Genomic DNA, 23,898 nt, shown 5'->3' on the forward strand with positions numbered 1-23,898 from the left:
TCCGCGGCCCCGAGCACCGATCCGAAGGTCGGGCAAGGTGCCGGGACACGATTGGTGCGTGGTCTTCGGGGCCTGGCAGGATCACCGGATGCACCGCTTCCACTTCCGCGGCTTCCGGACCTGGGCCTGGCTCCTGCTCCTGATCTGCGGGGCCGCTTTCGCCTTCGTGCAGGACGACCGGCCGCAGTACACGGCCGCGGCCGTGGGCGCCCTCTGTGCTGCCACCGTCCTGTTCGTCGTGTCCGAGCTCCGGCAGCCCGAGGATGCGCCGGCGACCACCGGTGCCACCCCGGTGGTGACACCGGATGCCGCTGCGGACGGAGGGATGTCCGGGTCGAAACGGCCTACGGGCCTTCAGGAGCCGGAGGTCTGCGCCTTCTGCGGCATCCGGGAGCCCCGGACCGCACTCGGCGAGAGGTTCGAACTGCCCGAGGGGTGGTTGGCCCTGGAGATCGATCGCCGGGCCGCCGAGGTGCTCGACCGTACGTACTGCTCCGAGGAGCACATGCGCCTGGATCTCGCCGGCCCGCTTCCCGCTCCGGTCCCCGCCCAGGACGAGGAGCCGTGGGACGGCGCCCCTCTGACCCTCGGTGACCGTCTGGGCGGCCTCGCGTTCGGCGCGGGACTGTGGCTCCTGGGCGGGTTCCTGTTGCTCGGCTGCGTGCTGGCGGTGCGGTTCCTGGTCGGGCTGCTGTAGCCGACGAACCGCTGTAGCGGACGGACCCACCTGCGGAGGCGGTCGACGATCAGGGTGTTCCGTACCAGTGCCGGAGCGCCTGCCGGAGCCCGTCGGTCTCGTCGTCATCCTCGGTGGTGCGTAGCCAGGCGGTGTGGCCGTCGGGGCGCAGGAGGACGGCGTCGAGGTCGGGGTGGTCGGGGCAGGTCGCGGTGACGAGGCCCACGCGGTCCGCCCATCCTGCGGCAGCCGCGCGGACATCCGTTCCCCCCGTCAGGTCGAGCAGGACGCCGCGCCCCGGGGCGAGCAGCTCGCTGAGGCGGGTGCGGCCGTGGCCGGTGGTCAGGGTGAGGTCGGGGGCGAGGCGGCCCAGCCAGGGGTGGCCGGTGTCGGGGCGCGTCTCGTAGCGGGTGTCCAGGCCGGTGACCGTCTCGGCGAGGGCGCGGTTGCCGTCGGGGTGGTGGGCGACGCGGGTGAGCAGGTCGGTGAGCGGGGCGAGCCGGTCGCCGAGCGCGCCCGGCTCGCCGAGCAGCACCTGGGCGCGGGTGTTCGCCAGCACGTGCGCTCCGGCGGCGTGGCGTTCGGCGTGGTAGCTGTCGAGCAGGTGGGCCGGGGCGGTGCCGCGGACGGTGGCGGCGAGCTTCCAGCCAAGGTTGAACGCGTCGTCCAGGGCGAGGTTGACGCCGATCGCCCCGGCCGGCGGGTGGATGTGCGCGGCGTCCCCGGCGAGGACGATCCTGCCCCGGACGTACTCGGCCGCCTGCCGGGCGGCGTCGCCGAAGCGGGTCAGCCAGCGCGGGGCCCGCAGTTCGACGTGACGGCCGAGCGCTTCGTCCACGGCGGTCTGCAGCAGGTCGAGGGTGACCGGGGTGTCCTGGTCGGCGGGCGGCCGGCGGTCGGTGGTGATGACCCGCACGTAGCCGGGGCGGGGTATCGCGAACACGCTGCCGCCGGGGCCGGTGGTCACGCCGAACGGCAGCGCCTGCGGGTCGGCGAGCTCGACGTCGCCGAGGAGGGAGAAGCGGGTCGCCGCCGTGCCGGGGAAGTCGATGCCGGCCCGTTTGCGGACGGTGCTGCGGCCGCCGTCGCACCCGACCAGGTACGCAGCCCGGATGCGGTACTCGCCTCCGTCGGCGGACACGGTGGCGGTGACGGACTCGAAGTCCTGTTCCAGCGCGAGCAGTTCGTGTCCGCGCCGGATGCCGGCGCCCAGGTCGAGGGCGTGCTGCTCCAGGACCTCCTCGACCCGGGTCTGCGGGATGCCCAGCGAGTACGGGTGGCCGGTGTGCGCGCCCGCGAGGGTGAGCGTCACGGGCAGGCCGGAGAACGCGGCGTGCGGAACCTGCCAGCCCTCGGCGATCAGCCGTTCGGCGAGGCCGCGCCGGGCCAGCAGGTCCAGGGCGCGGGCGTTGAGGTTGAAGCCGCGGCAGAAGTCCGGCCGCCGCGGGTGACGTTCGAGCACGACCGTGTCGACGCCGGCGAGCCGCAGTTCGCTCGCGAGTAACAGCCCGGCCGGGCCGGCTCCCACGATCAGCACCTCGGTCATCGGGTGGTGGTTCCCTTCTCGTCCGTCGGGTCGGACCAGGTCCAGCCCTGCTCGGTCCGTTCGGTCCGTTCGGCCCCGGGCCAGGCGAGGCTGCCGGCGCGGATCTCGGCGATCGTCCGCCGCGTCCAGGCCAGTTCGGCCTCCCAGGCGTGCAGCGCGCACTCGACCTCGATCATGAACAGCCGGGGGACGCCGCCGGAGCCGACCGTGTCGGCCAGCACCGCGCCCGTCTCCTCGATCCGCCGGGCCAGGTGCTCCGCCCGTTCGGCGAGCGCCTCCGCCGCCCCGTCCGGACCGAGCGCGCCGAGGTAGGACACCGCGGCCATGAACTTCGGGTACTCCGCGACGGGCGTGCGCAGCAGTTCGTCGATCCACTGGACGAACTCGTCCTGGCCCAGGCCGGTGACCGCGTACACGGTGCGCTCCGGCCGCCGGCCGTCGCGCGCCGTCTCGACCGGCTCGATCCAGCCGTGCCGCACGAGCGACTCGACCGTGTCGTACAGGGAGCCGGAGTTGACCTTGAAGCTGCTGTCCTTGTGCCGTCCCCGCAGGGTGGAGGCCATCTCGTACGGGTGCATCGGCTGTTCCTGCAGCAGGCCCAGCACGGCCAGCGCCAGCGTGTTGGAGATCTTTCGTTTCGCCATCGAGGTACTCGCCGATCTCTAGTCGGTCTCGGTTAGCCGGATCCAACTATACGGATCCGGCTAACCGATGTGAACCACCGATCGCGCGGCGCGAGATATTTGAACGCGTTCAATTGAGGCGCTAGGCTCGAAACCCGAAATGAGGGGGGAACCCATGAAGATCGTCATTCCCGGCGGCTCCGGCGCGCTCGGCACCCTGCTCGACCACCGCCTGACCGCCGCCGGCCACCGCGTCGTCGTCCTCAGCCGCCGGCCAGCCGGGCCCCGCCAGGTCTGGTGGGACGGTCAGCACCTCGGAGCCTGGGCGACCGAGGTCGACGGCAGCGACGTGGTGCTCAACCTCGCCGGGCGCAGCGTCAACTGCCGCTACACGGACGAGAACCGGCGGGCCATGATGGACTCCCGGGTGCTCTCCACCCGGGCCGTCGGCCGGGCCATCGCCGCCGCCCGGCGCCCGCCCGCCGTCTGGCTCCAGATGAGCACCGCGACCGTCTACGCCCACCGCCACGACGCGCCCAACGACGAACTCGACGGCGTGATCGGCGGCGCCGAGCCCGGCGCCCCGGCCTCCTGGCGGTACAGCATCGACATCGCCCGCGCGTGGGAGGACGCCCAGGCCGAGGCCGACACCCCGCACACCCGCCGCCTCGCGCTGCGCACCGCCGTCGTCCTCGGGCCGGAGCGCGGCGGGGCGTTCGACTCGCTCTCCTGGCTGGCCCGACTCGGCGCCGGCGGGCCGATCGCGGGCGGCGCGCAGTACGTGTCCTGGATCCACGAGCGGGACTTCGTCCGCGCCGTCGAGTTCCTCGCCACCCGGGACGACCTCGCCGGCCCGGTCAACCTCGCCGCCCCGCACCCGCTGCCCCAGCGCGAGTTCATGCGCGACCTGCGGGCGGCCTGGGGCATGCCGCTCGCCCTGCCCGCCACGCGCTGGATGGCCGAGCTCGGCGCCTTCGCGCTGCGCTCGGAGACCGAGCTGCTGCTGAAGAGCCGCCGCGTCGTGCCGACCAGACTGCTGGACGCGGGCTTCGCCTTCGAGCACCCGGACTGGCCGCAGGCCGCCCGCGACCTGGTGCGGCGGCTGCGCGGGCGGTGACGGCCTCCGTCGCCCAGGCCGCCCAGGCCGCCGGGGCCGCCAGGACAGGACTGCCGGGGCCGCCAGGGCCGCCGAGTGGCTGGGAGGTCTGCGGCGGGACATGCTCGTCGGGACATGCTCGTCGGGGCGGCCGAGCCCCGGACGACCCCGATCGGGAGGCGACAGTGACGGGTGTGACCAGCGCCGATCTCCTCGTGGACGCGTTCGGCCGGATCCGGGAGGAGGTCGCCGGCGTCGTCGACGGCCTCTCCCCCGAGCAGCTCGCCTTCCGGGTGCGGGATCCGGCCAACTCGATCGCCTGGCTGGTCTGGCACCTCACCAGGATCCAGGACGACCACGTCGCCGACGCGGCCGACCGCGAGCAGGTGTGGACCGCGGACGGCTGGGCCGAGCGCTTCGCCCTCCCGTTCGCCGCGGCGGCCACCGGCTACGGGCACCGGCCCGCCCAGGTCGCCGAGGTCACCGCCACCGCCGAGCTGCTGCTGGGCTACCACGAGGCCGTCCACGCCCGGACGGTCGACTTCGTGCGCAGGCTCAACGGCCCGTCCCTCGCGCGCGTCGTCGACGAGTCGTGGGACCCTCCGGTCACCCTGGGGGTGCGACTGGTCAGCGTGATCTCCGACGACCTCCAGCACGTCGGCCAGGCGGCCTACGTACGCGGGCTCCTGGGCGGGGGCTGACCGCCCGGAAGAAGGGCACGGTCGGACCGAATCGGGCGGGATGGGACGATACGTGCCATGTCACGCACGTCTCCCCCGGTCCGGGGCACCGCCGCCCCGCCCGACCCGCTCCGCCGCCTCCTGCTCGAACTGGGCGACGCCTTCCTGGGCGGTGGTCTGCCCGTCCATGACGTCGAGGAGGAACTCCACGGCCTGGGGCGGGCGCTGGGGGCTCCCGGGGTGCAGGTCGCCGCCCTGACCAACGGGCTGTTCGTCTCGCTGGGCACGGACGACGCCACCGCGTTCCGGCCCGTCGGCGCCGCGCTGCGCTTCGAGCAGACGGCCGACGTCCTCCACCTGGTGCACCGGCTGCGCGCCGGCGGGCTCGACGGGCCGCGGGCGCTCGCCGAGCTGGACGCGATCCGCCGGGCGCCGGCCCGCTGGCCGACGTGGGTGGCGGACCTCGGGGCGCTGCCGGTCGGGGTCGGGGTCTGCATGTTCCTGCAGCCGGCCGCGGCGAACGTGCTGGCGGCCGGGGCCGGCTCGCTGGTCGTCGCGGGACTGACCGTGCTCGCCCGGCGCCTGCCGTCCCTGCGGCCGCTGCTGCCCGTCACGGCCGGGTTCCTCGTCGCACTGCTCGTCCTGGCGCTCGCGCAGGCCTCGCTGCTGGACGGCCCGCTGCGGACGATCGTCGCCACGCTGGCGATCCTGCTGCCGGGCGGGCTGCTGGTCACCGGCCTGTCGGAGATCGCCGCGGGCTCGGCCAGCGCCGGGACGGCCCGGCTGGTGTCCGGCGCGGTGCAGCTCGCACTGTTCCTCGCCGGGGTGGCCGCCGCCACCACCGCGATCGGCATGCCCGCCTCGGCGCTGGCCAACGTGCAGGTGGCCAAGCCGAGTTGGTGGGTGATCGGGCTCGGTCTCGCGATCGCCGTCGCGGGCGTCGTGATCAACGTGAACACCCCGCCGAGCGCCGTTCCGTGGATCGTCGCGGTGATCGCGGTGAGCGTCACCGTCCAGGTCGTCATCGGCTCGGAGCACGGCGCGGCGATCGGCGGCCTGGCCGGGGCGGTCTCCGCCGCGGTCGCCGCCACCCTGGTGCACTGGCTGCCGGGCGGCCCGCTCTGGCAGGTGCTCTACCTGCCGGCGTTCTGGATCGTCGTGCCGGGCTCCTTCGGCCTGCTGAACACCGCCCAGATCGAGGTGGGCAACGGGGCCCAGTCGGTGCTGGCGGCCGTCTCGGCGGTCTTCGGGGTGTCGATCGGCACCCTGATCGGCTCGGTGATCAGCCGCATTCCCCGTCCGACGCTCCTCACGCCGGCGCCTCGGACCTGAGCCGACGCCCCGGGCCTGGGCCTCGGGCCTGAGCCGACGCCCCGGGCCCGGGGCCGGGCCGGTCACGGGTGGCGCAGCGCCTCGGTGAGGTGGTTCGCCGCCTCGATGACGGCCTGGGACAGGCGCGCGCCCGGGTGCCGGGTGAGCCGTTCGATCGGGCCGGAGACGGTGACCGCGGCCACCACCCGGTTGGACGGCCCGCGCACCGGCGCCGACACGGACGCGACTCCGAGCTCGCGCTCGCCGATGGACTGCGCCCAGCCCCGCCGCCGTACGCCGCTGAGGGCCGTGGCCGTGAAGCGCGCCCCCTGGAGCCCCCGGTGGAGGCGCTCCGGCTCCTCCCAGGCGAGCAGGATCTGGGCGGCGGCGCCGACCTTCATGGGGAGCGTGACCCCCACCGGCACCGTGTCGCGCAGACCGGAGAGCCGCTCCGCGACGGCCACGCAGATCCGGACCTCGCCCTGACGGCGGTACAGCTGGGCGCTCTCGCCGGTGACGTCGCGCAGGTGCACGAGCACCGACCCGGCGGCGGCCAGCAGCCGGTCCTCCCCCGCCGCCGCCGACAGCTCGGCGAGCCGGGGGCCGAGGACGAACCGGCCCTGCAGGTCCCTGGTCACCAGTCGGTGGTGTTCCAGCGCGACGGCCAGCCGGTGGGCGGTGGGGCGTGCCAGGCCGGTGGCGGCGGCGAGTCCGGCCAGGGTGATGGGCCCGGACTCCAGGGTGGCGAGGATCGCGGTGGCCTTGTCGAGCACGCCGACGCCGCTCGTGAGCTCCATGGATGGGTACTCCAGTCTCGAATCCGCGGCCGACGGGTGGGTTCGGCGCGCGGGGGCTCCCCGCGGGGAGCGCGGGGGTGGTCAGCGAGAACGGGCCGGAGAAGTCGGCCGGATGCCTGCGCCGGGCACGAGACGGGTACGCGGAAGGGCCGGGGCGGGAAGCGCCCGGGCGAAGGACAGCACAGAGAGCACCGTGTCTCCTCATCTTTCCCGCGCCACGTTGGCGACAGGCCGGAGTTGGCACTGATCCCGGACGGCACGGCGCGTACTTCGGACGCCGGGTCGAACGGGGAGTTGCCGGGGCTTCGTAGGGCCGGTCCCTCCACCCCTCTGGATGATTCGCGAGGAACGATACAAGACTCCCCGCCCCGCCCGCCAAACTCCCCCCACCCCGTACACCTCCGCTTCGTGGGAGCACGGCTCCCGCCGGGCCCGGTCGGCGGGGCTCTGGCATGATCACCAGCCATGACAGACCTCGCGTTCGACGCCCTGCTCTGCGACCTGGACGGCGTCATCCGCTTCTACGACGGCGACGAGGTGACGCGGCTCGAACGGGCCGCCGGCCTCGCCCCGGGCACGACGACGGAGATCGCGTTCGCCCCCGAGCGCGACCTCCCACTGCTGCTCGGGCGGATCACCCGCGCGCAGTGGGCCGCGTCCATCGCCGAGGCCCTGGCCGCCCACGTCCCCGCCCCGCAGGCCGCCGAACTCGGCCGGCTGGTGGCGCCCGTCCTGGGCGAGGGTGGCACGGCCGCCCCGTAGAGCGTCCGCCTGACCATTCGTCACATTCCGTTCCACTCAAGGAAGATCACCGAAACCTCCGTTCCGAATCGGGGCGCTCGCGTCGCGGATCCGGACATCTGTCACGGTTTCGAAGCGGCAGTGCCACGACTTCGCATATCCCTCACCGAGCCGCGACCGGAGCTCTACCGTTTTACCGACGGTCCCCTTCTCGACCGTCCCCGAGCGGAGGGCGAGCACATGAACGGTCGCCAGGGTCCGGTCGTGCGGTCGGGGGTGGTCGCCGTGGCGCTGTGCGCCGCCGCGGCCTGCTCGTCCGGCACGAGCCAGGCCCACGACGGCGTGCAGGACCTCGTGACCGGTACCGGGTTCGACACCGGGCAGCAGCGGGTCACCGGGGCCTCGACCACGTTCCCGGTCGGCCAGACCGCCTACGTGGCCTTCATCACCGACGCGGGCGGCGCGGGCGGGACGGTACAACTCGACCTGGTCCGCGGCGGGCAGTCCGAACCCGAGGCACGCAGCCTGCCGGTCACGGTCGCCCAGGGCCGGCACGTCTACACCAAGCGGATCGACCTCGCCATCGCGGGGAGCGTCCAGGTCCAGGCGCTCTACAACGGCGTGGTCGTCAAGTCCCTCTCCCTGAAGGTCGGGTGAGGACCATGACGATCCGACCGGCGGGCGGCGCGGCGCCGCTCCTCGTGACCGTCGCGCTCCTCACCCCCCTCGTCGGCTGCAGCAGCTCCGGCCACGCGGCCGCCCCTCCGCCGAAATGCGACACCTCCTACGTCTACACGAACGTCAAGGACGGCGGCACGGCACTGGAGGTCGTCGACGCCCAGATGTCGCAGAACCAGACCGGCTCGACGGAGACCTGGTCGGTGAGCACCACCCGCGAACAGACCCTCTCCATCCAGGAGTCGGAGAGCACGACGGTCAAGGCCCACGTCGCCGTGGCGGGCACCGCGCTCGTCACCGGCGCCTCGGCCTTCGTCCCCGCGGCCGAGGGCCAGGCGAACGCCGTCTTCGACTACGAGCACCGCACCGACTCGTCCGTCTCCCGCACCTCGTCCAAGTCCACCAACACCAAGGTCGCCATCCAGGTGCCGCCCGGCACCACCGCCTACGCCCTGTACGGGGTCGTCATGAAGTGGACGACGGGCACCGTGCGGACCGACGCCTGCGGCGGAAGCACCGGCGGCGGCGAGACGAAGACCTTCATCCTGCCCGAGGCCTACACGTGGTGCAGCTGGTTCGTCGGGCCCGATTCCTTCACCGACGGCAACCAGAGCCCGTGCGAAGTGGTACCCGGGCAAGGACCGCAGAGCCTCAACTGAACACCACCAGAGAAGGGTTCGGACCCGTGCAGCCCGTCAAGATCAGCGTCCAGTCCGGAGCGCTCGCCGCCATCGGCGTGATCGCGTTCATCGACAGCTTCCTCCCGTGGTACACCGTCTCCGAGAAGTCGGGCGCCACGGGCCTCCTCACCCAGTACGCGGCGAGCGGCAACGCCTGGGACGTCGGCGCCGGCGCCTGGATCCCGATGGTCGCCCTCGTGGCCGTCGGCGTCATGGCCGCCCTCCCCGCCATCGGCCGCGGCCTGCCCGCCCGCCAGGGCCACGCCACCAATCTCGTGCTCGCGGTGATCGCCACAGTGATCGTCCTGCTGCGCTGGCTCACCTACCCGTCGATCCCCGTCGGCCAGTCCGCCTTCATCGACGCCGGCGCCGACGTCGGCACCTACCTCGGTGTCCTCCTCGGCCTCGCCGCCACCGGCGCCGCCTACCTCGGCTTCACCGCCAACGGGGGCACCCTGGACAGCTTCACCAAGATCTTCCGCACCCCGCCCGCATAGGCGGTCCTCTCGCAGGCAGGCCGGGGAGTCCTCGACTCCCCGGCCTTTCCGCACGCCCGGGTCAGGCCGCGATCGCGCGCGCCGCCCGTCGGGTCTTGATGTCGCGGTCCAGCGCCTGCGTCGATCCGGTGTCCGGCCGTGGACGGGGGCTGCTCTCTCTGCGGGTGGGGGCCGGAGGCGGGAGCGGGGCCGTCGCTGTCGTGGAGGGGCGTCGGTCGGTCCGTCCTCCTGGGGGTGCGGGGCTTCCGGCAGGTTCGGAGGTGTCGTCGACGTCGCCGAGCTGCCGCACCAGCCGGTAGCGGTCCCCCAGGAGCTGGTCCCGCATCATCATGCCCCGCCCGCTTCGTCCGCCTCGTCGTCGAGGACCGTCCGGTCCTCCGCCGACTCGCCCATGCTCCCCGGCTGCCGGCCCTTGGCCCTCTCGGCCCCTTTGGCCCTTGGCCCTTGGCCCTGCATCATGCCGTACACGCCGGATTGACGCGGGCGAACGGCCGAAGATCGACCACTTGGGGGCGAGTGATCGTCACCGGAGGGGGTGGGCGGCCTCCGGCGGATCCGCCCTGCGACGGGAGGGGCCTTCCTGCCTATGGCGTGCCGACGGTCCGGTGGACACGTGGCGGGTGGTCTCCGGTCGAAGGGCGGCACAGGCGGCGTTCCAGGTCGGCGAGGTGCCAGGCCGGTCTCGACCGCAGGCGGGACGCGACGGCCGATACCGCTCCAGGGGCGTACCCGCAGGCTCTGAGGATCCGCCCGGCGGCCTCGGGCTCGGCGGCGACCCGGCCGGCGCCTACCACTCTGGTCAGGAGCAGCAGCGCCTCCTCCTCGGTGAAGGCGTCCAGTCGGTGCGGTTCGGCGCTCTCCAGGCCGGTCATGGTGTGCCGGCCGGTGATCAGCACCAGGCACGTCGGGGAGGCCGGCAGGAGCTCGCGGACCTGGGCGGTGGTGGCGGCATCGTCCAGCACGACGACGGCCCGCTTGCCGTGCATCCGCTCGCGGAACAGGGCGGCGCGCTCGGCCGGTCCGGTCGGGACGTGCTTCGCGGGGACCTCCAACTGCCGCAGGAACATGCCGAGTACGGCAGCCGGATCGGCCGGTGGGTGCTCGGGGTCGCTGCCGCGCAGGTTGACGTACAGCTGGACGTCGGCGCACCGGCCGTCGCGGACGAGGCGGTGTGCGGCGTGCAGGGCGAGTTGGGTCTTCCCGATCCCGGCCGGGCCCTCGATCGTCGATACCACGGCTGCCGCTCTGCCGAAGTGACCTATGAGCGCTGCGAGTTCGCGCTCGCGACCGGTGAACGTGGCGAGATCGGCGGGCAGTTGCCGCAGGACGCCGACCGGTCCGCCGGCCCGCGCGTCGGAGTGCACCCGCGTGCAGGCCGCCCGCCAGCGGGCCGCGTCGGCCTCCCCCACGCCGAGTGCCCGGACGACGGCCAGGACGAGGTCCTGGTCGAGCCGGCGGCGGTCCGGCTTGAAGACGTCGGCGACGGTGCTGTGGGAGACGGGCTGCGGTGGGCGCAGCAGCGGCCCGACCCGCTTGGCGAGCGTCCGGAGGGACGGCCCGCCCGCCCAGAGCCGCAGCCCTTCCAACGCCCGGATGAACTCGGCCAGATCGGCGGCGCCCGCCGGATCCGGCGCGCCCGTCCGCTCCTCCCGCATCACGGGGCGAGTGTAGGCGCCCGGTCCGACATCCGGGAGCGGGTGGGACCGGGGATGGCCTTCATCGGGCCTCCCCGTGACGACCGGTCGGATCGTGCCCGGTCGCCGGGTCCGCCGCCTCGGGCCGCAGGAGACCGTCGATCCGCGCCGCCACCGCGAGCAGGTCCCGGTCGGCCGTCCGCCGCCCGATGAGCTGGACGCCGACGGGGGCGGAGCCGGCGACCGGGAGCGGGACCGTCAGCGAGGGCAGGCCCGCGGTGGCCGCCGGAGAGGTGTTGCGGATCAGGGTGGGGAACGTCGGCACGTCACGGCCGTTGAGGGGCAGGGAATCCTCGTACCGGTGCAGCGGCCGGGCGCACACCGGTACGGTCGGGCTCAGGATCGCGTCCAGGCCGTGGGCGGTGACGAGCTCGTCGTACGCGGCCTGCATCGCCTGCCGCTCCGCAAGCGCGCCGCGCAGGACGGCGGGGCCCGGGTACCCGGGGGCGGTGGGCAGTGCGGTGGCCTTGAGCGTCTCCGCGATGACCGGGTCGGCGACCGCGTCGAGCACGTCGGCGGGTGTGAGCCCGGTGCGGTGCCCGTCGAGGTAGCGGCCGAGCGCGGCGCCGAACTCGCCGAAGACGAGCGGGAACCCGACCCGGGAGTCGTACGCGGCCAGGTGTGCCGTGTCCACCGGGACCCACTCCACCCCCGCCGCCGTCAGGCGGTCGACGGCCGCCTCCCAGGCGATGCGGACCGGGCCCTCCAGGTCCTCGGTGAACACGTGCCGCGGCAGGCCGAACCGGGGCGGGCGGCCCGGGTCCCGCGGGATTCCGCTCTCCCCGGTGACGAGGGTGTCCAGCGCGATGAGCCGGTCCAGGCTGCGGGCCAGCAGCCCGGGGGTGTCCCGGGTGGTGGACAGCGGCGTGACACCCGCCGAGGGGTAGCGCCCGGCACTGGGGCGCAGGCCGTAGATGCCGTTGAGCGCCGCCGGGATGGTGACGGAACCGCCGGTGTCCGTGCCGAGCCCGGCCTCGGCGACCCCCGCGGCCACCGCGGCCGCCGTCCCGCCGCTGCTGCCGCCCGCGAACAGGGCCGGGTCGGTGGCGTTGCCGACGGCGCCGAAGGTGTGGTTGCACGAGGTGGCCCCCAGGGAGAGCTCGTGCATGTTCGTCTTGCCCAGGACGATCGCCCCCGCGGCACGCAGCGCCGCGACGACGGGCGCGTCGGCTCCGGGGACGAAGCCCGCGAGCGCGGGTGTGCCCGCGGTGTTGGGCAGGCCGGCGACGTGGATGTTGTCCTTGACGACCAGGCACCAGGGCTCCCGGCTCCCGTGCGCGTCATGGCGGGCCGCCTCCGCGAGCGCCTTCCCGGCGTCCAGGGCGATGAACGCGTTGAGGTGCCCGACGGCGGCGGCCCGGCCGAGCGCGGCGGACACGACCTCGTGTGCGCGGCGCCGGCCCGCGGCTCCCGGTTCGGCCATGGGGTCGTCTCCTTCGCACTCGCACGTGTCGAAGGCCGTGCTACCCGCTCAAGCCGCGGTCATGCCCGGGACCACGGCGTAAGCCGTACCGCGACGCGCACCGGTGCACACGGGGAGCGCTGGTTCCACCGAGGCCTTTCGGTCCGAAATGGTCGAGGCCTTGGGACAATGGAGGCATGACGAATGATCAGTTGATGCGACAGCAGGACGAACTCCAGGTCGAGGCGGACGAGGTGAACAAGGATCTGGGGCTGGACGAGTTGCTCGGGCGGCTCGGGGACCCGGTGCGGGTGGGGAGTGCGGCGCTGGGGCTGATGGTGCGCCGGGACCTGGACGTCACGGTGGTGTGCCCCCGGCTCGACGCGGGTGTGCACGAGGCGGTGGCCGGGATCGGGGCGCGGCTGGCGATGCACGAGCGGGTGCGGCAGGTGCGGTTCCGCAATGACACCGGCGCCTGGAACACCGATCCCGGCTACCCGGACGGGCTGTACCTCGGACTGGACTACCGGTCGCCGCGGGGCCACAAGTGGTCCCTGGACATCTGGTTCGTCGACGAGCCCGAGCGCCAGCCGGACCTGGCGCACCTGCGGACGCTGCCGCAGCGGCTCACCGCCGAGGCCCGGGAGGCGATCCTGCTGATCAAGCACGCGTGGGCGGAGAGCCCCGAGTACGGCCGGAGCGTGCGCAGCTGGGACGTCTACCGGTCGGTGCTGGACGACGGGGTGCGCACGGTGGCCGGGTTCGATCAGTGGCGGGCGTCCTCTTCGGCGTAGCCGCTGTCGGCGCGGGTGTCGTCGTAGGCGATCGAGGTGTGCGTCCGGATGAAGTCGAGCCGGGCGCGCACCTCGGCCTCGTCGCGTCCGCCGACGGCGTAGGTGACCAGGCCGGCGCCGGAGTAGCCGGAGGCCTTGAGGAGGTCGCCGGGCTTCGCGGTGGCGCGCCGGCTGATCAGCCAGTCGCGCGGTACCGCCTCGTCGTCGATCGCGGCGAGGCGTCCCGGCCTGCTGTACAGGACGAATTCACCGCCGGCCCGGTGGGTACGCGGGTAGCCGGTGGTGGGGCGTTCGCCGAGGGCCAGGCGAACCATGGCCTCGTAGAGGTTGACGCCGGTGAGGGCCTCGACGACCGGGACGACGCCGGCTCCACCGTTGCGGGCGGCCACCTCGTTGAACACGAGTGCGCCGTCGGCGAGTTCGAAGACTTCGAGGTGGAGCACGGCGTCCGTGACGTCGAAGGCCTTGACCACCCGCCGGGTGAACTCGGTGGCCCGTTCGACCAGGTGCGGGTCGTCGACGGTGACCGAGAGCATCGGCTGGTTGTCGACGTGGGACAGCGTGCTGGTCAGGTAGCGGAAGACGACGCAGGCGAGGAGCTCGCCCCGGTGCACGGCGACGTCCACGTGCAGCATCCCACCGTCGACGAACTCCTCGGCCTGGTGCCCGCCGAGGTCGTGACCGTCCAGCGCGGCCAGCGCGGCCCGCGAGTCCACCAGGTGGATGCCGGCGGACCCGCTGCCGAGCCGGGGCTTGAGCACGATCCGTCCGTGGCGGTCGAGGAGGCCGGCAGCGTCGGCGGCACGGTCGACGGGCAGCCAGTCGCACACCGGCAGGCCGCCCTCGGCGGCGGTCCGCTTCATCTCGGACTTGTCGCGGAAGGGCAGGAGCCGGGCGGTGGACGGGCCGGGGACGCCGAGTCGCTCGCGCAGGCGGGCGCCGGGCAGCAGCAGGTTCTCGCTGAAGGCGAGCAGGTGGTCCAGGCCCGCCTCCTGGTGCACCGCCCGCACGAGCGCGTCACGCAGGGCGGTGTCGGACAGGCGGACGCCGAGGACCTCGGCGCACTCGCCGGGCCGCGCCTGGCCGACCAGGGCCGTCCGGGTGAGCAGGGTGACGCGGTAGCGGTCCGGGTCGAGGACGGGCGAGCCGTCGGGCAGCCTGAACCGGTCGTAGCCGACCCGGTCGAGCAGGAGGACGTTCTCCCGGCGGGCGGTCACGGGGTCCCCTCCGGCGCGGCGGCCGGGACCGCCACGGGCGGAGCCACGGGCGGAGCCACGGGCGGAGCGGCGTGCGAAGCAGTGGGCGGAGCGTCGGCGAGAGCCAGGTCGGCGAGCACGTCGGCCCACTCCTCCGCGGGGGCGTGGGGTCGCATGAACATCGTGGCCCGGACGTCCCTGGCGAGGCGTCCGAGCAGGTGCCCGGCGCGGTAACTGCCGCCCCCGCACAGCTGCATGGCGAGGTCGACGGCGTGCAGGGCGGCCCGTTCGACCACCGTGCCGGCCGCGATGCAGGCGCGCATGAGGTCGGGCCCGTGTGCGTCCGCGTCGTGGGCGTCCACGTCGAGCAGCAGGCAGCGCAGGACCCCGCGGGCCGAGACGAGGGCGGTCTCCAGCTCCGCCAGGGCCGCCGTCGTCCCTGCCGCGCCGGTTCGCCGACGGCCGGGTGTGCCGTCGCCCGCGCCGGAGGAGCCCTGGCCGTCCCCGGAGAGGGCGGCGAGGGCCGTCCGGTGCGCGGCCTCGGCGATCCCGAGCGGCACGCCCAGCAGCGGGGCGGCCACCCGCACCTTGCCGCCGAGGGCTCCGGTGCCCGGCCGTTCTCCCCAGCGACCGCGGAAGCCGACCGCCTCCCACGGCAGGCGCACCCGGTCGAACGCCACGGTGCCGCTGCCGGAGCCGCGCAGGCCGTGGCCGTCCCAGCTGTCGTGGACCTCGACTCCCTTGAGGTCGCCGGGGATCAGCACCGAGCCGATCATCGGACCGTCGGGGGTCTCCGCGCGTAGCCGGGTGTAGAAGTGGGTCGCCACGGGCGAGAGGGAGGCCATGGCCTTCCGCCCGGTGACGGTCCAGCCCCCGCCCTCGGGGACGGCGACGGTGGCGGGGAGCCAGGCGCTCGTCCCGGGTTCGGTGACGGTGGAGCAGACGATCATGCGGCGCTCGCCGATCGCCCGGGTCCAGCGGCGCTGCGGGGTGTCCCGGGCGGGCGCTGCCGCAGCGGTGCGGGCGAAGTGCATCGACAGGGCGAGGTGCATGAACACCGCGGTGGCCACGGAGGCGTCGGCCTCGGCGAGCCTGGCCGTGACGACGCCCAGGTCGTGCACCGAGTCCAGGCCGGCTCCGCCGTCCGCGACCGGCACGCAGGCGGCCAGCAGGCCGGCCTCCTCCAGGCGTCGCACGCTCGGCGCGGCGAAGCGGCCGGCCCGGTCGTTCTCGGCGGCCTGGTCGGCGAGGTGGCCGGCCAGGCCGTCGACGGCCGCGCACAGGCGCTGCCCGGCGTCGGTGACGGGTCGCGGGTGGGCCGTCAGCGTCGGTGAGTGGGCCGCCGGCGGGGAGACCGTCGGCGGAGGGGCCGTCAGTGGGGACATCGCTGTTCCTGTCCGTGTCGTGGGCGGGGTGTCAGTGGGGGGCACGGCTGTTCCTGTCCGTCCGGTGTCCGGGCGGTCGTGGTCAGCGCCGGGCGCACCGCGTCCAGCGCGTCGGCGATCCGCCGCAGTGCGGGATGCGGGCCGGGGCAGTCCGACCGGTCCGACTCGTCGAAGCGGTCCAGCCGGTCCAGGACGGCGGTGCAGACCCGAGCGGGCGCCTCGTTGACGGTGGCGGCCTCGCGCCAGCGCGCCGGGAGGTGGTGGCGGCCGGCGGCCAGCTGGTGGTTGCTCAGGGCGAAGTCGTCGACGATGGCGGGCCGGTCCACCCCGAGGGCCCGCAGCAACACGGCGACCACGACACCCGTCCGGTCCTTGCCCAGTGAGCAGCCGATGATCACGGGGCCGGCGGCGGGCAGCAGCCGTGCCACGCGTTCGGTGGCCTCCAGGTACCGGGGCAGTGTGCCGAGGTGGCGGCGCAGCTGGTCCTCGGGGGTGTCGCCGTGGTCACCGGGGGCCCGGTCGCGGACCGGGAGGCGGTGCCACGTCCAGCCGAGGGCGAGCAGGTGGTCGGGGCCTCCGTCGCGGTCGACCTCGGGGTCGGTGCGCAGGTCGACGCAGGCGCCCGGGCCGAGGAGCCCGGTGAGCGCCTCGGCGCCGGCCGGTGACAGGGCGGACAGGGCGGAGCTGCGCAGCAGGACGCCGGGGCGCAGCCGAGCGCCGCCGGTGGTGGGCAGCCCGCCGAGGTCGCGCAGGTTGGGCAGGTGGTCGGCGAGCAGCTGCCGGTCGCTCACCGGGGCCGTCCGGCGTCGGCGGCGGGCGGGCGTTCGACGACCCGGAGGCGCTCGGTGGTGGGGATCCGTTCCGTGGCCGGGGTCCGGTAGTCGTCGCCGCCGTAGAGCAGGGCGAGGAATTCGCCCGGCTCGCGGCCGGTGGTGGCGCGGACGGCGTCCGGGTCGACGAAGGTCTGCCGGTTGTAGGCGCTGAGCTGGGCTTCGGTCATGTCGGCGCGCATCAGCTCGTAGGGGGTGTAGAGGGTGGGGCGGACGCGTGCGCCGAGGTCCTTGACGGCGGCCATGGTGTGCCGGGCGCCTTCCGGGGTGGTGCCGGGGAGACCGACGATCACGAAGCAGTTCAGCTCGATCCCGTGGGTGCGGCACCAGCGGGCGACCTCCTCGGTGCGGGTCTCGGCCCGGCGCTTGACTCGGGGCAGTCCCGGTTCGGCGTTCTCCTCGAAGGTCTCGACGCCGACGCTGATCCGGATGCAGCCGGCGGCGGCCATGCGCCCGACGAGTTCCTCGTCGAGGTGGTGCAGGGTGGTCGCGCACTTCCACGGGTAGCGGCGCGGTTCGGCTTCGAGGGCGGTGCACAGGTCGAGGACCCAGGACCGGTTCAGGGTGAAGGTGGGCGCGTAGAAGGCGACGTACTCGAAGGGCAGCCGGGCGAAGCTGTCGCGGATGTAGTCGACGGTGCGCTCGACGGTCAGCCGGCGTTCGCGCAGCCCCTGCATGGGCGGGACGTCGCAGAAGCTGCAGCCGACGGGACAGCCGCGGGCGACCGGGGCGACGAGTTCGAGCCGTTCGGGGATGCCGCAGAACTTGTTCTCGTCGGTGCGGTAGAGGTTCTCGTACGCGGTGTAGGGGATCTCGGAGACGTCCGGCAGGGCCCACTCGTCGGCGGGCAGCCAGGTGCCGGGGGCGCTCGGCCCGTGCCACTCGCCGGTGTGGCGCAGGTGCACGCCCGGCAGGCCGTCGACCGGGGGGCGGCCGTCGCGCGCCCAGTCGAGTGCGGCGGCGGTGCCGGCCTCGTAGTCGCCGCTCGCGACGACGGCATCGAGGTCGAGCGTGTGGAAGAAGCCGGGGTTCTGGTAGCCGAGCCGGCCGACGGTGACGAGCAGGGCGTCGGGCAGCAGCGCGCGAGTGTAGTCGGCGGCCCGGCGCACGCCTTCGACGACGTCGTACTCGTTGACGATGACGACGGCCTCGTAGCGGCCCTGGTGGAGGCGGTCGGCCAGTTCCTTCCAGGTCCGGTTGAGCGCGCCGGCGTCGAGCGCGTCCACCTGGTGGCCCTTGGTGCGCAGGTAGGCGGCGACGGTGAAGACCGGCAGGTGGTGGCCGGCGTTGAAGTAGCTGGGGACGTGGGGTGGCCACAGGACCAGTACGCGCACGGTGGAGCTCCTTGTCGGGGTTCAGACCTCGCCGACGGCGTCGAGTTGACGGACCGTCAGAATCGTTGCGGACACGCCGGCCCGGCGCAGGTGCCGGCGCAGCCGGGCGCGGCGCCGGTGGGCGCGGCCCGGTCCGACGGCGATGACGAGGGCGGCGTGGGGGTTGTCGCGGGTGTGCTCGATCGCCGGCCACAGGGAGCGAGCCCGGAACCGGGCGATCTTCCACAGCAGCCGGGGGAAGTCCTGGGTGGCGGACACCGGGTGGCCCGCCTCGGCGCGGGCCCGGACCAGGGCGGGCAGGCCGTCGTGGTGGCCGCGGCGGATCGCCAGGGCGCGGCGCACGGCGCGGGCGGCGCAGGTGCGCGGCCGGACGTCGAGCAGCACGACGAGGTCGGCCCGGGCCATCCGCACGGGGATGGTCGGCAGGTGGTTGCCCTCGATGATCCAGCGGGGGCCGGCGGCGAGTCGGCGCTGCGTCCGCTCCCAGGCCCGCGGGTCGGGGCGGGTCCAGTCGGCCGCCCAGTACAGGTCGTCGAGGTGGTGCAGCGGCAGTCCGGTGGCGCGGGCCAGGCGGGCGGCCAGGGTGGTCTTGCCGGAGCCGGGGCTGCCGAGGACGAGGATCCGGGCGGACCGGTCGACCGTGGCGGGCCACGGCGGGTCCGTGGGGAGGGCCGGATGGTGGGTCGGCTCGTGGGCCGGACGGTGGCTCGGCTGGTGGGTTCGCCGGCGGGCCGCGGGCATGATCAACGGAGCCCGTGCAGGACGAGGGAGCGCCGCTCGCGGCCACGGCCGGCCGTCACCGCGCCGACCTGGTGCCAGGACCGGTCGGAGCGGACGAGCAGCGCGGAGGCGCCCAGCTGCGGCACCACGCGGTCGTGGACGGCGGTGGGGTCGTCCCCGTCGAGGATCTCCAGGCAGCCGCCCCAGCCGACCTGCCAGCCGGGGTTGAAGTACAGGACGTGGCTGAAGAGCTTGTCCGCCCGGTCGGTGTGCGGGCCGAGCCAGTCCGTGTCGGCGTGCCGCACCAGGCGGATCTCGACGGCGGCGGCGACCGGCTGGTCGAGCAGCGCGGCGACCTGGCGGCGGTAGGGCTCACCGGCCAGGTCGACGACCAGCCCGCGCCAGAGCGCGGGCAGGCCGGCCGGAACGTCCCGGCCGGGGCCGAGGAGCGGACGGGAGTAGTTGCGGTAGGTCTTGTCGCGGCCGGCCCCGGTGGCGTCGAGGCGCACGTAGTCGTCCTGCGGGAAGGTCGCGGCGAGCTCGGCCGCGGTGTCCTCTCCGTACAGCCGGCCGGGCGCGGTGGCGAGCCAGCGGTAGGGCGTGGTGCGGCAGGCGGCGGTGTCGGTCCAGTCGGGAGCGAGCACGGGCATGTCAGCGCTCCCGGCCGATGGCGGTCCTCGGCACGGACATCTCAACCCACCTGCTCGACGGCGGACTTCAGCACCGGAAGGAACCGCTCGATGGTGGCGGTGTCGGCGATGGTGAAGCGCAGCCAGCCGGCCAGGCCGGTGAGGTCGGACAGGTCGCGCACGCGGTAGCCCGCATCGGACAGTGCGCCGGTCGCGCGGCCGGCCGCGGCCGCGGACGGCAGGCGCAGCGACAGGAAGTTGCCCCCGGACGGGGCGACGGGCAGGCCCCAGGACCGCACCTCGGCCGCCGCGCCCGCGCGCACCTCGCGCAGTTCGCGCCAGACCGCCTCGAACCGGTCGTGCTGGTCGATGGCCACCCGGAGGGCCAGCAGGGCCGGTGCCGACACCGCGTGCTCCAGCGGAACGGCGGCCAGCTGGGCCAGCAGCCCGGTCTCGCCGCACAGGACCGCGACGCGGGCGCCGGCCAGGGCGTGCGACTTGGAGAGCGACTGGACCACCAGCACGTTCCCGCCGCGGCGGGCCAGCTGGGCCGTGAGCGGGCCGTCGAAGACCTGGTAACAGCTGTCGATCACCAGCAGGTGTCCGCGCTCGCGCGCCAACTCGGCCAGCCGGTCGAGCTGTTCACCGGTCAGGCGGCCGCCGATCGGGCCGTTGGGCACGCTGACCGCGATCAGCGCGCCACGGCTGGCGGCCGCCGCCTCGATCAGTGCGCCGGCCTGCGCGTCCAGGTCCAGGCCGGTGGTCGCCACCGGCCGGAGCGACAGGCCGAGCAGGTCCGCGGTCTCCGTCCACGCCGCGTAGTTGGGATGCTGGAGGATCACCTCGCCCCGGCCCGCGGTGCGGCGGGCGAAGTAGGCGCAGACCAGGCGCAGCGCGGTGTCCGAACCGGGCGTGACGAGCAATTCGTCGGAATCGCACTGCACGTACGCGGAAAGTGTGTCGATTGTGGACCTACTGTGCGGATACTGCCGCAACAGGTCCGGCGTGAACTCCCTGGCGACCGCGTCGAGAAGCCTTTCCGCGGCGGGATGGACCAGCTCGTTGCTGCTCAGATTGAGCCGGGCGTCGTGCCCCCGCCGGTCGAAGAACGCATGCCTTACCTTTTCACCGTCGACGACGGTCAATTGTCCCCCAAGTTGCCCGGCCGCATTCACGGCCATCCAACCGGACGCTTCCGTCCGATTCCCAGGCAAGCACAGCTTCACATCCAAGTCAACGCGCCTCCGGATCGCGTAACAGTGGTTCACAATCAGTGTGGGGATGGCCAGTTGACGACGCAGGATCCCTGTTGACGATCACCACGGGCACATGTCAAGCTCCGTTGCCGACCCAACGGGGGGAGTGCTTCAGTTGACCGCACCGCAGGCTCTGCTATCCGTCCGCAATAACGACGCTCTGGTCGCCGACGGAATATCCCGAATCGCCGGGGAAACCCTTGTGTCCGGATTCAAACATTCACTGGTGACGGTGGTGTCCGCGGCCCTGGCGGCCCGCGCTCCGGTACGCATCGACAACTGTCCGGACATCGCCGAGACCGAAGTGCTGGCCGAAATCGTCCGGCGGCTCGGCGGACGGGCCGACCGGACCGGCGGCTCCCTCACCGTGGACGCCGACGGTCTGCACACCGCCGAGCTGCCCGCCGACGCGGCGGCGATCCACGGCTCCGTGTACCTCCTGCCCGCGCTGCTGTCCCGGTTCGGGCGGGCGTCGGTCGCCGCCACCGGCGGCTGCCGCATCGGCGACGACCCCGGCGGGCAGCGACCCGTCGAGCAGTACGTCGGCGTGCTGGAACGCTTCGGCGCCCAGGCCGCCGTCCTCGCCGACGGTGGCCTGCGGGTGACCGCCGACAAGTTGCTCGGCTGCGAGATCGACCTGCTCGACCACACCGCCGACCGCGCGCTGCGCACCGGCCCGCACTACTCCGGGGCGACCAAGATGGCGGTCCTCACGGCGGCCGTCGCCGAGGGCGTCAGCATCCTGCGCAACCCGTACCCCAAGCCGGACGTCACCGATCTCGTGGACGTCCTGCGGAAGTCGGGCACGGACGTCACCGTGCGCGCCGACGGCGCCCTGGTCATCGCCGGGCGCGGCGGCCGCGGCCTCGACCGGCCGGCCCGCCATGTCCTCGTGCCGGACCTCATCGAGGTCGTCACCTGGGTGTGCGCCGGCACCCTGCTCGGCGCCGGTCCGCTCACCGTACGCGGCACCGGGATGCGACGGGCCGTCACGGCCCTGGCCCCCGAGCTGGAGGTGTTCGACCGGCTGGGCGTCGACCTGAGCCTCGGCCCCGGAGCCGACCGGGGCGCCGACCGCTCCGACGGCGGCGACGTGCTCACCGTGCGCCCGGCGCAGCGGCTGCGCCCGGTGGACGTCACCGTCGCCTCGCACGGCGTGTTCAGCGACAGTCAGCCCTTCCTCGCCCTGCTCGCGGCGCTCGCCGACGGCCCGTCCACCATCACCGAGACCGTCTGGAGCGGCCGTTTCGGCTACGCGCCCGGCCTCGCCGCGCTCGGCGTGCAGCTGCGCCAGGACGGCCGCACCCTCACCGTCGACGGCCCCTCGGCCCCGTCGCGCCCGGCACCCCCGGTGCACGCGCCGGACCTCCGGGCGGCGGCCGCCCTCCTCCTCGCGGCCCTCGCCGTGCCCGGCCCCACGGTCGTGACCGGCACCCACCACCTCCGGCGCGGCTACCCCGACCTCCCCGCCGCCCTGCGCCGGCTCGGCGCCCGCGTCCGCCCCGCCGATCTCACCGATCTCACCGGACCCGTCCAGAATGGAGACGCGCGTGCCTGACCAGGCCGTGCTCAAGCAACGCCCGCGCGACTTCCTCGTCCGCGAGGCCATGGTGGTCGAACACACCGGTCCCACCGACGCGCACTGGCGCTACCTGCTGCTACGCAAGAGCGGCTACACCACCATGGAGGCGATCCGCCTCGTCGCCGCCGAGCTCTCCCTGCCCACCGCCGACGTCACCTACGGCGGACTCAAGGACGAGGACGGCATCACCGAGCAGCTGATCGCCGTGCCCGCCGGGGTCCCGCTGCCTGGGCTCGGCCCCGAGGGCTGGCGCGTCGCCGGCCGCGCCGACGACTGGCTGGACCTGCACCACCACGGCTACGGCGCCGAGCCGCTCGCCATCGGCCGGCTGGAGGGCAACGGCTTCCGCATCACCGTGCGTAACCTCGCCCCCGAACGCGCCGAGCGGCTGGCCGAGTTGCGCAAGCACACCATGTTCTTCCTCAACTACTACGACACCCAGCGCTTCGGCGTGCCGGGCGGACCCAAGCGCACCCATCTCGTGGGACGGGCCATGCTCGCCGGCGACTGGGACACCGCCCTGCGCGAACTCGCCGGCCTGCGCGCGCCGGAGAGCCCGCAGGCCGCCCAATGGCGGGGACCGGCCGAGGAGTTCTTCCGGACCCTCGACCCGCGCAACGCCTCCTTCTACCTCGCCGCACACGCCTCCGCCGACTGGAACGCCGCACTGCGCCGGGTGGTCGACGACACCTGCGACCCGCACACCGTCACCGTCGAGCTCGACGGCCTGGAGTACCGCTACGCCGACCGGCCGCTCGCGGTGCTCGCGACGGCTCCCGAACTCCCCTACGCCAAATACACGTTCACCGACGGCATCCCGGCGGCCCGGACCTCCGCGCGCCCCACCGTCGTCCAGACCACCGTGTCCCTCTCCCCCGCGGCCCCCGACGAGCTCAACCCCGGACGCAGCCGGATCGGCCTCGGCTTCTTCCTCCCGTCGGGGAGCTACGCCACCGCCGCCGTCCGCCAGTTGCTGGCTCACCAGGCCACGGCCTCCGCCACTACGGCCTCCACCCCCACGGCCATCACCAGCACGGCCACCGCAACCACGGCCGCCACCAGCAGCACGGCCACCGAACCCAAGGCAGGAGAAGTCCGTTGATCAGGACCGAGCAGGAATTCGAGCAGATCACCGAGCCCTTCGCGATCCACCTCGCCCACGGGGTGCTGACCGACGACCGGATCCGCACGCTCTTCGCCACCGCCCCCGTCGACGGCTACGAGCCGGTCAAGGTCACCGACCCCGAGCACGACAAGCAGTACGCGATGAACCTGCTCTACCTCCAGGAGCACAACGAGCCGCGCCCCGCGGCCGCCGGTCTCTCCCCCGCCTGGGCCGAGCTCCTGGCGTCGCTGCGCAGCGAGGAGTTCGTCGGCTGGCTGGAGCGCGGCACCGGACTGCAGCTGCGTGAACTGCCCACCGACATCGCCATCTACACCTACCGGGCGGGCGACTTCATCTCCGTCCACAAGGACAAGCCGTACAAGGCCATCACCGCGATCCTCTACCTCAACCCCGAGTGGCCCGCCGACGGCGGCGGCGCGTACGAGGTGCGCACCAGCCCCGACCCGGCCGTTCCGCCGGTGCGCCGGATCCCGCCGACCGGCGGCCAGTTGCTCGCCTTCCCGCCGTCCGAGACCTCCTGGCACTCGGTGTCCGAGGTCGCCGCCGGTGTCACCCAGACCAGGCTCACCGTGCAGCTGGAGTACTGGCTGGTGGACAACCCCAAGCGCCGCTACTGATCGGACGG

Annotated in this window: 24 protein-coding genes and 1 riboswitch; of the genes, 12 read left to right on the plus strand and 12 right to left on the minus strand. The window is 74.0% G+C overall.

What is annotated here, in order from left to right:
• Window positions 1-88: 88 nt before the first annotated feature.
• The gene (locus tag ACFVSN_RS07510) at window positions 89-697 is read left to right on the plus strand and encodes a hypothetical protein (RefSeq protein WP_387953922.1); all 609 of its coding nucleotides are present in this window, start codon (window positions 89-91) and stop codon (window positions 695-697) included.
• Between the two features lie 49 nt (window positions 698-746).
• Here the strand turns inward: ACFVSN_RS07510 and ACFVSN_RS07515 are convergent, their stop codons facing one another.
• Window positions 747-2,222 carry an FAD-dependent monooxygenase gene (locus ACFVSN_RS07515; protein ID WP_387953923.1) on the minus strand — a complete coding sequence of 492 codons (1,476 nt, stop codon included), beginning with the start codon at window positions 2,220-2,222 and terminating at the stop codon, window positions 747-749.
• Window positions 2,219-2,866: a PadR family transcriptional regulator gene (locus tag ACFVSN_RS07520; RefSeq protein WP_387953925.1), complete on the minus strand. Its 648-nt coding sequence runs from the start codon at window positions 2,864-2,866 to the stop codon at window positions 2,219-2,221. The genes ACFVSN_RS07515 and ACFVSN_RS07520 overlap by 4 nt, the downstream gene beginning before the upstream one ends.
• A 154-nt stretch (window positions 2,867-3,020) precedes the next feature.
• Here ACFVSN_RS07520 and ACFVSN_RS07525 point away from each other — a divergent pair, with 154 nt between their 5' ends.
• The 3 genes from ACFVSN_RS07525 to ACFVSN_RS07535 all read left to right on the plus strand — a co-directional run bounded on the left by ACFVSN_RS07525 (window position 3,021) and on the right by ACFVSN_RS07535 (window position 5,953).
• Entirely contained in the window at window positions 3,021-3,962 is a 942-nt protein-coding gene (locus ACFVSN_RS07525; protein ID WP_387953926.1) for a TIGR01777 family oxidoreductase, read from the plus strand.
• Window positions 3,963-4,135: 173 nt separating this feature from the next.
• Window positions 4,136-4,642, plus strand: coding sequence for a DUF664 domain-containing protein (locus tag ACFVSN_RS07530; RefSeq protein WP_387953927.1), 507 nt, complete (start codon window positions 4,136-4,138; stop codon window positions 4,640-4,642).
• 57 nt (window positions 4,643-4,699) lie between these two features.
• Window positions 4,700-5,953, plus strand: coding sequence for a threonine/serine exporter family protein (locus tag ACFVSN_RS07535; protein ID WP_387953929.1), 1,254 nt, complete (start codon window positions 4,700-4,702; stop codon window positions 5,951-5,953).
• A gap of 62 nt (window positions 5,954-6,015) precedes the next feature.
• On the opposite strand, the gene ACFVSN_RS07540 is transcribed toward ACFVSN_RS07535, so the two are convergent.
• The gene (locus ACFVSN_RS07540; protein ID WP_380446426.1) at window positions 6,016-6,729 is read right to left on the minus strand and encodes an IclR family transcriptional regulator; all 714 of its coding nucleotides are present in this window, start codon (window positions 6,727-6,729) and stop codon (window positions 6,016-6,018) included.
• 198 nt (window positions 6,730-6,927) lie between these two features.
• Window positions 6,928-7,070: riboswitch (SAM riboswitch) on the minus strand.
• 124 nt (window positions 7,071-7,194) lie between these two features.
• Between ACFVSN_RS07540 and ACFVSN_RS07545 the strand changes: the two genes are divergently transcribed.
• The 4 genes from ACFVSN_RS07545 (at window position 7,195) to ACFVSN_RS07560 (ending at window position 9,325) form a co-directional block, all read left to right on the plus strand.
• Window positions 7,195-7,491 carry a hypothetical protein gene (locus ACFVSN_RS07545; RefSeq protein ID WP_387593495.1) on the plus strand — a complete coding sequence of 99 codons (297 nt, stop codon included), beginning with the start codon at window positions 7,195-7,197 and terminating at the stop codon, window positions 7,489-7,491.
• A 219-nt stretch (window positions 7,492-7,710) separates the two neighbouring features.
• Window positions 7,711-8,127: a hypothetical protein gene (locus tag ACFVSN_RS07550; protein ID WP_387953931.1), complete on the plus strand. Its 417-nt coding sequence runs from the start codon at window positions 7,711-7,713 to the stop codon at window positions 8,125-8,127.
• 5 nt (window positions 8,128-8,132) lie between these two features.
• Window positions 8,133-8,807 (plus strand): hypothetical protein, encoded by a 675-nt coding sequence (locus ACFVSN_RS07555; RefSeq protein WP_387953932.1) that lies wholly within the window; start codon window positions 8,133-8,135, stop codon window positions 8,805-8,807.
• 26 nt (window positions 8,808-8,833) lie between these two features.
• A complete protein-coding gene (locus ACFVSN_RS07560; protein WP_387953934.1) occupies window positions 8,834-9,325 on the plus strand; it encodes a hypothetical protein in 492 nt (163 codons plus the stop codon).
• A 584-nt stretch (window positions 9,326-9,909) separates the two neighbouring features.
• Here ACFVSN_RS07560 and ACFVSN_RS07565 read toward each other — a convergent pair.
• Window positions 9,910-10,980 carry an NB-ARC domain-containing protein gene (locus ACFVSN_RS07565; protein ID WP_387954206.1) on the minus strand — a complete coding sequence of 357 codons (1,071 nt, stop codon included), beginning with the start codon at window positions 10,978-10,980 and terminating at the stop codon, window positions 9,910-9,912.
• Window positions 10,981-11,041: 61 nt separating this feature from the next.
• Window positions 11,042-12,442 (minus strand): amidase family protein, encoded by a 1,401-nt coding sequence (locus tag ACFVSN_RS07570; protein WP_387953935.1) that lies wholly within the window; start codon window positions 12,440-12,442, stop codon window positions 11,042-11,044.
• Between the two features lie 176 nt (window positions 12,443-12,618).
• On the opposite strand from ACFVSN_RS07570, the gene ACFVSN_RS07575 reads away from it, so the two are divergent.
• Complete coding sequence (locus ACFVSN_RS07575; protein WP_387953937.1) at window positions 12,619-13,215, plus strand: hypothetical protein; 597 nt, start codon at window positions 12,619-12,621, stop codon at window positions 13,213-13,215.
• On the opposite strand, the gene ACFVSN_RS07580 is transcribed toward ACFVSN_RS07575, so the two are convergent.
• The 7 genes from ACFVSN_RS07580 to ACFVSN_RS07610 are packed head-to-tail and all read right to left on the minus strand — an operon-like array spanning window position 13,188 to window position 20,490.
• Window positions 13,188-14,432: an acetyl-CoA carboxylase biotin carboxylase subunit family protein gene (locus ACFVSN_RS07580; protein WP_387953938.1), complete on the minus strand. Its 1,245-nt coding sequence runs from the start codon at window positions 14,430-14,432 to the stop codon at window positions 13,188-13,190. The two genes, ACFVSN_RS07575 and ACFVSN_RS07580, sit on opposite strands and share 28 nt — an antisense overlap.
• Complete coding sequence (locus tag ACFVSN_RS07585; RefSeq protein ID WP_387953939.1) at window positions 14,429-15,796, minus strand: acyl-CoA dehydrogenase family protein; 1,368 nt, start codon at window positions 15,794-15,796, stop codon at window positions 14,429-14,431. The genes ACFVSN_RS07580 and ACFVSN_RS07585 overlap by 4 nt, the downstream gene beginning before the upstream one ends.
• Window positions 15,784-16,587 (minus strand): tyrosine-protein phosphatase, encoded by an 804-nt coding sequence (locus tag ACFVSN_RS07590; protein WP_387953941.1) that lies wholly within the window; start codon window positions 16,585-16,587, stop codon window positions 15,784-15,786. Before ACFVSN_RS07590 ends, ACFVSN_RS07585 begins: the two co-directional genes overlap by 13 nt.
• On the minus strand, window positions 16,584-17,960 hold the full coding sequence (locus tag ACFVSN_RS07595) for a B12-binding domain-containing radical SAM protein (RefSeq protein ID WP_387953943.1): 1,377 nt from the start codon (window positions 17,958-17,960) through the stop codon (window positions 16,584-16,586). Before ACFVSN_RS07595 ends, ACFVSN_RS07590 begins: the two co-directional genes overlap by 4 nt.
• A gap of 21 nt (window positions 17,961-17,981) precedes the next feature.
• A complete protein-coding gene (locus ACFVSN_RS07600; RefSeq protein ID WP_387953945.1) occupies window positions 17,982-18,701 on the minus strand; it encodes a hypothetical protein in 720 nt (239 codons plus the stop codon).
• 2 nt (window positions 18,702-18,703) lie between these two features.
• Window positions 18,704-19,330 (minus strand): 2OG-Fe(II) oxygenase family protein, encoded by a 627-nt coding sequence (locus tag ACFVSN_RS07605; protein WP_387953947.1) that lies wholly within the window; start codon window positions 19,328-19,330, stop codon window positions 18,704-18,706.
• Window positions 19,331-19,371: 41 nt separating this feature from the next.
• A complete protein-coding gene (locus ACFVSN_RS07610; protein ID WP_387953949.1) occupies window positions 19,372-20,490 on the minus strand; it encodes an aminotransferase class I/II-fold pyridoxal phosphate-dependent enzyme in 1,119 nt (372 codons plus the stop codon).
• 148 nt (window positions 20,491-20,638) lie between these two features.
• Here ACFVSN_RS07610 and ACFVSN_RS07615 point away from each other — a divergent pair, with 148 nt between their 5' ends.
• Genes ACFVSN_RS07615 through ACFVSN_RS07625 form a run of 3 tightly spaced genes read left to right on the plus strand, consistent with a single transcriptional unit; the run spans window position 20,639 to window position 23,890 of the window.
• The gene (locus ACFVSN_RS07615) at window positions 20,639-22,123 is read left to right on the plus strand and encodes a hypothetical protein (RefSeq protein WP_387953950.1); all 1,485 of its coding nucleotides are present in this window, start codon (window positions 20,639-20,641) and stop codon (window positions 22,121-22,123) included.
• A complete protein-coding gene (gene truD, locus ACFVSN_RS07620; RefSeq protein ID WP_387953952.1) occupies window positions 22,116-23,249 on the plus strand; it encodes a tRNA pseudouridine(13) synthase TruD in 1,134 nt (377 codons plus the stop codon). Before ACFVSN_RS07615 ends, truD begins: the two co-directional genes overlap by 8 nt.
• Complete coding sequence (locus ACFVSN_RS07625; protein WP_387953953.1) at window positions 23,246-23,890, plus strand: 2OG-Fe(II) oxygenase family protein; 645 nt, start codon at window positions 23,246-23,248, stop codon at window positions 23,888-23,890. The genes truD and ACFVSN_RS07625 overlap by 4 nt, the downstream gene beginning before the upstream one ends.
• Window positions 23,891-23,898 lie beyond the last annotated feature (8 nt).

It is taken from the genome of Kitasatospora sp. NPDC057904 (assembly GCF_042887925.1).
GTDB lineage: Bacteria > Actinomycetota > Actinomycetes > Streptomycetales > Streptomycetaceae > Kitasatospora.